The organism is Stenotrophomonas sp. YJH_SMC_37, from assembly GCF_059370035.1.
Map to the genome: position 1 here is coordinate 1 of NZ_JCAFTG010000026.1, position 9566 is coordinate 9566.

The window sequence follows — 9566 nt, forward strand, 5'->3', positions numbered from 1 at the left end:
CAACATCCTGGCCAGAAAGCTGGCCAGGATCGCTTGGGGCGTCTTCAAGAGCGGCCGGGACTTTGACCCGGCCATGCTGAAAGTGGGTCAAGCCTGCTTCCAGCAGGCTTGACCACGAACATAGGATCTCGGCTCTACAGGATGCGGCCGGGGCCGTGCCCCGGCCCATCGCTTATTTCGCGTCGAACTTCACGATCGTGCTGATCGCGGTCTCATCCGGGATGGTCTTGGTATCGGCCCAGTCACCACCGCCGACGCCGAAGTCCAGGCGCTTGACCGTGGCCTTGCCGGTCAGCACCGGCTGGGTGCCCGGCTTCCAGGTGAAGGTGAGGGTGACCGGCTTGCTGACGCCACGCAGCTCGAGGGTGCCATCGGCGGCGAACTGGTCGTTGCCGACCGCGCGGAAGCCTTTGGCGGTGTAGCGCGCAGTGGCGAACTTGCCGACGTTGAAGAAGTCGGCACCCTGCAGGGTCGAGTCGCGGTCGCTGTTGCCACTCTTGGCACCGGCCAGCGGGATCACCACGTCCAGCGAGCCGGCGGCCGGATTGGCCGGGTCGAAGCTGAGCTTGGTGGCGAAGCCCGGGAAGCTGCCGGTGAACACCTCGCCGTCGTACTTGGTCGCGAACACCAGGATCGAGCCGGCGCCGGGGGCCTGCGCATAGTCGGCAGCGAGCGCCGGGGCGGTAGCCAGCATGCCGGCCAGGGCGGCGGCCACGGCGGCCGGAGTGGTCAGTTTCAGGTTCATCGGTCAGTCCTTCTGAGGGGAGGCAAGCCAGCCGCGCGGCAACATGCGGGACAGGGTCGCATCGCGCTGGAACAGGTGGTGGTAGAAGGCGGCACCGGCATGGGCCAGTATCACCGCGATCAAGAGCCAGAAGCCGTATTCGTGGATGGCATGTGACACCTCGACAACCTGCGGGTCGGGTCCGCTCAGCTTGGGCACATCCACCAGGCCGAACCAGCGGAACGGGCGCAGGCCGCTGGCCGAGTCGTACAGCCAGCCCGACAGGGGGATGGCGAACATCAGCACATACAGCAGCACGTGGGTGGCGCTGGCGATGCGTTCCTGCCAGCTGGGCACGCCCGGCACCGGCTTCGGCGCACCGGCATACAGGCGCCAGCCCAGGCGCAACAGCACCAGCGCCAGCACCGTGATGCCGATCGACTTGTGCGCGGTATAGACCCAGAAATACTTGGGGGTCTTGGGCAGCTCGCCCATGGTCAGGCCGACCACGCCCAGGGCGAGGATCAGCAGTGCGATCAACCAATGCAGGATCTGGCTGACACTCCCCCAGGCGGCGGGGGTGTTCTTGGCGGTCATGAAAGGTCCTCTAGCGGGCCATCTTGGGGTCGGAGTGCGGAACGGGAGCGGGAGTTCCCGGGGCGTCGCTGCGGTCGAGGGTGGCTTCAGCCTCGATCCTCAACTGCACTGCATCACCGATGACGCCCGGCCAGGCGGTGATGCCGAACGCGCGCCGGCTCAGCGTGGTGCTGGCCGAGAAACCGGCGGTGCGTCGGAATGGGGGCAGGGGGTAGCGCTTGATGGCGTTGAGGGTCACGTCCAGCGTGATCTCCTGGCTGACCCCGCGCAGGGTCAGGGTGCCGATCACGTGGGCGCGCCTTGCATCGATCGGTTCGACCCGGCTGGAGACAAAGTGTGCCTTCGGGAAGCGCTCACCATCCAGCAGGCTGCGCGCCAGCGTGGCCTGGTTCCATTTGGCATCACCAAGGTCCAATCGCGACACGGGAACCTCGACGTCCAGTGTGGCTTCGCGCCAGTTGTCGGGATCGAACTGCAGGCGTCCTTCACTGCCGGAGACCGTGCCCATCGCCTGCGAGTAACCGGCGTGGTCGATGGTGAACAGCACACGGGTATGCACCGGATCGAGGCGATAGGTATCCGCATCGGCCCAGGCGGGAGCGGTGGCGAGCAGCATCGGCAGCAGGGCCAGGCAGGGACGCATCGATGGCGGGCTCCGGAAGGGGACGTTGCGATCATACGCACAGCCCCCCGCCAACGTTGCGTGCATGGCTGCAACAGTTCGTGGTGGGTCCACCGGTGGAAACAGCCTGTTGCAGCCATGAACCCGGCGCTGTGTGACAATCGGGGCAGGACAGGGGGTTCAGGATGACGAGCGGTTGGCGCCTGTGGCGCCGGGGCATCGCGGGAATGGGGCTGCTGCTGATGGCATTTGCCGCGGCGGCTGCGGCCCCGGACATGGCCGAGACACCGCGGCTGCGCCGTTTCGGTGCCGCCGAAGGCATGCCCTCGCGCATGGTGCTGGCGCTGGCCGAGGATCGCCAGGGCCATGTCTGGGCCGCCACCGATGGTGGCCTGGTGCGCTATGACGGTGGCAACCTGCGGGTGTGGGAACATGATCCGGAGCAGCCGGGCTCGCTGCCCGGCAACGAAATCGAGACCCTGCTGGTCGATCCCCTGGACCGCGTCTGGGTCGGCATCAATGGCAAGGGCGTGGCCCGGCTGGATGCCGACCGCGAACGCTTCAAGACCTTTGATACCGTCAACGGCCCCTGCATGAGCCAGTTCTGGACGCTGGCCTACGCCGAGGATGCACTGTGGATCGGCACCAGCGGCCATGGCGTCTGCCGTTTCGGTGAAGATGGCAGCCTGCGCTTCTTCGAGCATGATCCGGCCCGTCCCGAGGGATTGCCCAGCAATACCATCTACAGCAGCCTGGTCGATGCGCAGGGACGCCTTTGGATCGGCACCGAGGCGGGAATTGCGCGCTGGAACGGGACTGGGTTCGAGGCTGTCGCACCGCGCGAACTGGGGGCGCTGAGCGTGTTGCGCCTGAGCCGCGACCCCGACGGCTCGATCTGGGCCGGCAGCCAGAATGACGGCCTCTACCGTATCGACCCGCAGGACCGGGTCAGTCGTCCACGCTGGGCCGACAGTGCGCGCCTGCGTTCGGCGCTGGTGCTGGCTGATCGCCAGGGCGGTTACTGGGCAGGCACCTCCGATGGCCTGTTGCGTGGAGATGCCAGCATGCTGTGGCGGCTCGATGGCGACCGCGGCAGTGGTTTCCTCACTGCCCAGAGTGGTGTGCTCGATCTGCTGCAGGACCACGAGGGCGGATTGTGGGTGGCGCTGCTGACCCAGGGCCTGGCCTACCTGCCCCCGGACTGGCGCCGGTTTTCGATCTGGAACCAGCTTGACGGCAAGCCGCTGGACAGCCAGTACCTGTTGAGTGCAGCCAGCGATGGCCAGAACTACTACGTTGGCTCGGCACATGGCGTGTACCAGCTGGATGCGCAGGGAACCCTGCGGTTGCTGGCCAGCGATCGCGAGATTGGCAGCGGGGCGGTGTGGTCGGTGCTGCCGCGGCCGGACGGGCGCCTGTGGCTGGGGCGTGCCGGCCGCATCAGCGTGTACGACCCGGCCACCGGCGCGTTGCACGATTGGCGTATCGACGGGGGCGCGGACCTGCGCCAGCGCGTCGATCTGATGCGGCAGGCCGCCGATGGCACGGTCTGGCTGTCGGTGATGAACCTCGGCCTGCAGCAACGCAGTGCCGACGGCCGCATACTGCGCAGCTACCCGCTGGAGGATTTCCGCAAGACGGCCGATTCACCGATTGAGCAGATCCGCTTCGATGCCCAGGGCAAGGCCTGGGTGATGGGCGACATGGGGATCTGGCGTGAACAGGCCGGGCGCTTCGAAGCGGTGCCGGGCGTTTCGCGCGGGCTGATCTATGACCTGGTGTGGGTCGATCCGCAGCAGCTGTGGCTGGCCCGGCAAGGTGCGCTCGAGCGCTATCAGTGGGATGGCATGAGCCTGCGCCTGATCCAGCGCATTGATGGCAGTGTGGGCGTGCCGCCGGTGAGCATGGGGGGGCTGGCGTTGGCCGAAGACGGCCGCCTGTGGGCGACCACGCCACGTGGCCTGCTGCGATGGGATCCGAAAGCGCGCCGCCTGCAGCAGTTCAACGAACGCGATGGCCTGCCGGACGCCGAGTTCACCAGCCGGCCGCCGGCGGTGAATGCCGACGGTCGCGTGCTGGCGGTGGCCCAGACCGGCCTGGTCGAGTTCGATGTGAATGCCGCCGATACCACGCTGCCGCCTTCGTCACTGGTGATCGCCGAGGTCCGCGTGCGGCGCGATGATGCCCGTGGCTGGCAACCGCTGCCGACCAGCGGCACGTTGTTGCTGGGGCCGGATGACCGTGACCTGCAGATTGATGCGCGGCTGCTTTCCTATGCCAACCCGCAGGGCAACCGCTACCGCTTCCGGGTTCAGGGCTACGACCAGAACTGGGTGGAGCAGGGCGGTGACGGCCAACGCACGCTGTCGCGGCTGCCGACCGGCAGCTACGTCATTGAAGTCCAGGCGGCGACGGCCAGTGGCGCCTGGACACCTTCGCAGCGGCTGCAGGTAAAGGTTTTGCCACCCTGGTGGCGCAGCGGCATGGCGATCTTCGGCTACCTGCTGATCGGCTCGTTGCTGCTGCTCATCGTGGTGTGGTCGATCCGTGCGCGGCTGCGCCGCCGCCAGCAATGGCAGTTGACCGTGCACAAGCAGCAGCTGGCGGAGCAGGCATCACAGGCCAAGAGCCGGTTCCTGGCCACGCTGGGCCATGAGGTGCGCACGCCGATGACCGGCGTGCTCGGCATGAGCGAACTGCTGCTGGCCACCCCGCTGGATCCAGTGCAGCGCAGCTATGCAGGCTCGATCCAGCAGGCGGGCAGCCACCTGCTGCGGCTGGTCAATGACGCGCTGGATCTGGCCCGCATCGAGGCCGGCCGGCTGGAGCTGGACCTGCGCCCGTTCGATCTGGCCAGCCTGCTCGACCAGGTGCAGGCGTTGATGCAGCCGATGGCAACGCAGCGCAATCTGGAGTTCCGCCGTGGGGACGATCCACCTGGGCCGATCAGCGTCAGTGGCGACGAGATGCGCGTGCGGCAGATCCTGCTCAATCTGCTGGGCAATGCAATCAAGTTCACCGAGCGCGGGCACGTCGGCCTGGCTGTGCGGCTGGAAGACAACGGTGGTGGACTCTGCTTCGAAGTGCATGACACCGGCCCGGGCATCAACGCCGAGCAGCAGGACCGCCTGTTCCATCGCTTCGAACAGGCCGATGGCCCGCGCACCGCGTCGCGCTATGGAGGCAGCGGGTTGGGCCTGGCGATCTGCCAGGAGCTGGCCGTGGCCATGAACGGGCGGATTGAAGTGGACAGCCAGCCGGGCAAGGGCGCCCGCTTCCGGGTATGGCTGCCGCTGCCCTGGAACCGGCAGGCCGCCAATGCGCCGGGCGAATTGCCGGTACTGCCGATGCTGCCGCCACTACGCATCCTGCTGGTGGAGGATGACGCGACCGTGGCCGAGGTCATCGCCGGCCTGCTGCGTGGCCGTGGCCACGACGTGGTGCACGTGCTGCATGGTTTGGGCGCGCTATCGGAGATCGCCACCGACGGCTTTGACGTGGGCCTGCTTGATCTGGATCTGCCGGCGCTGGACGGCACCGCCATCGCCCGGCAGCTGCGCACCATGGGCTATGAACTTCCCCTGGTGGCGGTCACTGCACGGTCCGACGCCTACGCCGAGACCCAGGTCCTGGCGGCTGGGTTCGATGGCTTCCTGCGCAAGCCGGTGACCGGTGACATGCTGGTGACTGCCATTGCCCAGGCGCGCGCAAAACGACAAACCGCCCTTTGAATGCGCCAGCGCCGGGCGTGAACGTCGCGACTTTCGGTTTACCATGCCGACGCCCGTAGTGCGGGAATCATCAGAAGCAGCGTGAGGAGGCAATCGGTGGTGTATCTGCGGGCGGCGATGCTGCTGCTGGTCCTCCTGTGCGGCCTGTCACCCGCTGCGGCGCAGCCGGTGCCACCGAACCCGCGCCAGGTGACGGTGTTCGACGGCTTGCCGTCCAACACCGTGAACCGCATGGCCGAGGATCGTTACGGTTACCTCTGGATCGCTACCAATGACGGCCTGGCCCGCTACGACGGGCGCAACTACCGGATCTGGCGCTCGGAAGACGGCCTGCGCGACAACCGCATCTGGACGGTGCTGGTCGATGCCCGCAACCAGCTCTGGATCGGCACCGAGAACGCCGGCCTTGTACGGATGTCGGCCGATCGCCGCCAGCTGCACTTCTACGACCGCAGCAGCCAGCCGTTGATGGGCACCAACACGGTCTGGAGCCTGGCCACCACGCCGGATGGTTCGGTCTGGTTCGGCACCCACGAAGGTGGTCTGTACCGCCTGGACAACCAGGACCGGTTGCAGCGCTTCCTGCCTGAAGCGAACAACCCGCGCAGCCTGCCGGCGGCATCGGTGCCGTACCTGGCCACCCTGGCTGACGGCAGCCTGTGGATCGGCACCAAGCATGGCGTCGCGCGCTGGACCGGCACGGACTTTGAGCGGGTCGGGGCCGGCATCATTCCCAGCCTGCTGATCAATGGCTTGACGGCCGAATCCGATGGCAGCCTTTGGATCAGCACGATGGCCGGTGCCATGGTGCGCCGTCCCGATGGTCGTTTCGAGGCACCGTCCTGGAAGCTGCCCGAAGGCGAGCAGGTGCTGGGCATGATGCTGCGCGACGAGCAGGGCGGGCACTGGCTGGACACCCGCACCGGCCTCGGCCGGGCGGTCGATGGCCAGTACCAGGCCGTGCCCCTGTACAGCGCGGTGGCACGTGGCCCGGTGCGCCCGAACTGGACAGGTGCCTACGAGGATCGCGAGGGCGGCATCTGGTTGGCCAGCACGAATGCCGGCCTGTGGCACCTGTTGCCGCGCTGGTGGCAGTTCTCGGTGCTGTCGCGGCTGGAGGACGACCCGCGCTCGCTGCGCAATGCCTTCGTGCTGGGCACCAGCCCCTCCAGCAATGGCGGCATCTGGACGGTCGGCAGCCACGGCGCGCTGGACCGCTTCGATCCGAAGACCGGCAGCATCGAACAGCACCGTACCTGGGTCAACGGCATGCACTGGCTGACCTCGGTGCGCGAGGATCGCCGCGGCCAGGTCTGGATCGGTTCCAACGACGCACTGCTGCGCTATGACCCGAAGCGGCGTGATCTGCGCCGCTGGGGCCGGGATGCCGGCGCCGACGCGACCATGGAAGGAGTCATCGAATCCATGATGACCTGTGATGGTGACAGTCTCTGGCTGATGCTGCCGTCGGGGCTTCAGCAACGCGATCTGGATGGGCGCCTGCGGCGCCAACTGGATAATGGCCAGCGTGGATTGCAGCAGGGCCAGCTCAATCTGGACGTGGAATGCGGGCCACAGGACCATATCTGGCTGGCAAGCAGCCGTGGCCTGCTGCAGTGGCTGCCGGAAAGCGAGCGTTTCCAGCCGGTGCCGGGTGCGCCGGCGACCGCGATCCATGCACTGCACGTGGGCACCGATGGCCAGGTCTGGCTGTCCGAAGATGGCCGCCTGTCGCGCTATCGCTGGAGCCAGGGCCGGCTGGAGCGGCAGGCCGTGATCGGTGCAGAGCAGGGCTACCCGGCGATCTCCGCCTCGGGGCTGGTGGTCGATGCGCAGGGGGTTGCGTGGGCAACCAGTGCGCGTGGCCTGGTGCGCATCGGGGCCGACGGCCAGAGCGTGCGCCTGTATGGCGTGCACGATGGCCTGCCGAGCCAGGAATTCCGCGAACACACGCTGGTGATGTCGGCAGACGGTCATCTGGTGGCAGGTACGCCGGCCGGTGTGGTGGTGTTCGACCCGAAGCAGGTACGTCCGTCGATGCGGCGTGCGCCGCTGGTGATCGAGCGGGTGGAGGTGCGCCGCAACGAGCAGGTGCTGGACCTCACCCACGATGCGCCGTTGCAGATCGCCGACGGCGACCGCGATCTGCGCATCGTCGCGCGCCTGTTGTCGTTCGCCGATTCGGCGTCCAACACCTATCGTTACCGCTTGGCCGGCTATGACCCGGACTGGGTGGAAGTGGGGCCGGCCGGTGAGCGCTTGTTCTCGCGGCTGGCACCGGGCAGCTATCGGCTGGAAGTGCAGGCGCGGTCGGCTGACCATGTCTGGTCACGTGTGCAGAGCCTGGAATTCCGCGTGCAGCCACCGTGGTGGCGCAGCTTGTCCGGCCTGTTGATGCTTGCCTCGTTCGCGCTGCTGCTGACCAGCTGGTTCGCCTGGCTTTACCGTCGGCGCCTGCAACGTCGCCACGCCTACCAGCTTGCGCTGCACAAGCAGGAACTGGCCGAACAGGCGTCGGCGGCCAAGACCCGCTTCCTGGCCAATCTTGGCCACGAGATACGTACACCGATGACCGGTGTGCTGGGTATGAGCGAGCTGCTGCTGGCCTCGCCGCTGGATCCGCAGCAGCGTGGCTATACACAATCGATCCGCCATGCCGGCGAGCACCTGCTGCATCTGGTCAACGATGCGCTGGACCTGGCGCGGATCGAATCGGGCCGCCTGGAGCTGCAGCACAAGCCGTTCGCACTGGGCAGCCTGCTGCAGGACCTGGCCGCGCTGATGGGGCCGTTGGCGGCGCAGAAGGGCCTGCGTTTCACGCTCGACAACCAGCTGCCCGCCGGCCTGCAGGCCAACGGCGATGCAATGCGGGTACGGCAGATCCTGTTGAACCTGCTCTCGAATGCGGTCAAGTTCACCAGCCGCGGCACCATCACCCTGCACGCCCGCAGCGACGCCGAACTGCGATCGCTGCATTTCGAAGTGCGCGACACCGGCCCGGGCATCAGCCAGGAACAACAGCAGCGCCTTTTCCGCCGCTTCGAGCAGGCCGATGGCGCACGCACCGCTGCACAGTACGGTGGCAGTGGCCTGGGCTTGGCAATCTGCCGCGAACTGGCGCATGCCATGCAAGGGCGGATCCAGGTGGAGAGCCAGCTCGGTCGTGGCACCTGCTTCGGCGTGACGTTGCCGTTGCCGATGGTGGTCGATGCCCATGCCGAGGCAGAGGGTGATACGCACCGCCAGGAAGCGGCCAACATGCCGCCATTGCGGGTACTGCTGGTGGAAGACGACGCGACCGTGGCCGATGTGATACGCGGGCTGCTGAGTGCGCGTGGGCATGAGGTGGTGCATGCAGGCCATGCGCTGGCGGCGCTGCGCGAGATCAGTGCCGGCGATTTCGACGTCGGCCTGCTGGACCTGGACCTGCCGGGCCTGAGCGGTTTCGAACTGGCCCAGCACCTGCGCAACCAGGGCTACATGCTGCCGCTGCTTGCCGTGACCGCGCGGACCGATCCGGACCTGCAGCAGCAGGTGGAAGCGGCCGGCATCGGCGGTTTCCTGCGCAAGCCGGTGACCGGTGAACTGCTGCTGGAAGCGATCGCCAGGGTCATGGGGCGGTAGGATGCGGCGGCAGGGCCTGCGGCCCTGCACCTGCTGCAAGCCGGAGCAACAGCAACCGCCGAAGCAAAAGCTGGCTTCCTGTGGGATGGCGGGGTGGGTCCGGTTACGGGGGACGCTGCAAGTACGTCCATGTAAGCTCGGTCGCCGCTTGCTCGTGTGCGCAATCCTGCGCACACGGCAAGACCGGGGTTGGGCGTCCTGCCCAACCCGCCCGAGGCATGCCTCGGGCCCATGCGGCTCACGCCCCCGCAACCGGACCCACCCCGCC

At 67.4% G+C, this 9566-nt stretch carries 5 protein-coding genes and 1 pseudogene; 3 read left to right on the forward strand and 3 right to left on the reverse strand.

From position 1 onward, the window contains the following. Window positions 1-112: pseudogene (locus AC5P8J_RS20060) on the forward strand (IS110 family transposase); the annotation flags it as partial. A 60-nt stretch (window positions 113-172) separates the two neighbouring features. On the opposite strand, the gene AC5P8J_RS20065 reads toward AC5P8J_RS20060, so the two are convergent. From AC5P8J_RS20065 to AC5P8J_RS20075, 3 genes are read right to left on the reverse strand one after another with little or no spacing between them, the layout of a single operon-like run. Next, the gene (locus AC5P8J_RS20065) at window positions 173-745 is read right to left on the reverse strand and encodes a YceI family protein (protein ID WP_021202032.1); all 573 of its coding nucleotides are present in this window, start codon (window positions 743-745) and stop codon (window positions 173-175) included. Between the two features lie 3 nt (window positions 746-748). Then, complete coding sequence (locus AC5P8J_RS20070; protein WP_495217094.1) at window positions 749-1321, reverse strand: cytochrome b; 573 nt, start codon at window positions 1319-1321, stop codon at window positions 749-751. Between the two features lie 10 nt (window positions 1322-1331). Then, entirely contained in the window at window positions 1332-1964 is a 633-nt protein-coding gene (locus tag AC5P8J_RS20075) for a YceI family protein (RefSeq protein ID WP_021202033.1), read from the reverse strand. Between the two features lie 164 nt (window positions 1965-2128). Here AC5P8J_RS20075 and AC5P8J_RS20080 point away from each other — a divergent pair, with 164 nt between their 5' ends. Continuing rightward, on the forward strand, window positions 2129-5674 hold the full coding sequence (locus AC5P8J_RS20080; RefSeq protein WP_021202034.1) for a sensor histidine kinase: 3546 nt from the start codon (window positions 2129-2131) through the stop codon (window positions 5672-5674). A 96-nt stretch (window positions 5675-5770) separates the two neighbouring features. Continuing rightward, the gene (locus tag AC5P8J_RS20085; RefSeq protein WP_019660056.1) at window positions 5771-9298 is read left to right on the forward strand and encodes a hybrid sensor histidine kinase/response regulator; all 3528 of its coding nucleotides are present in this window, start codon (window positions 5771-5773) and stop codon (window positions 9296-9298) included. Window positions 9299-9566 lie beyond the last annotated feature (268 nt).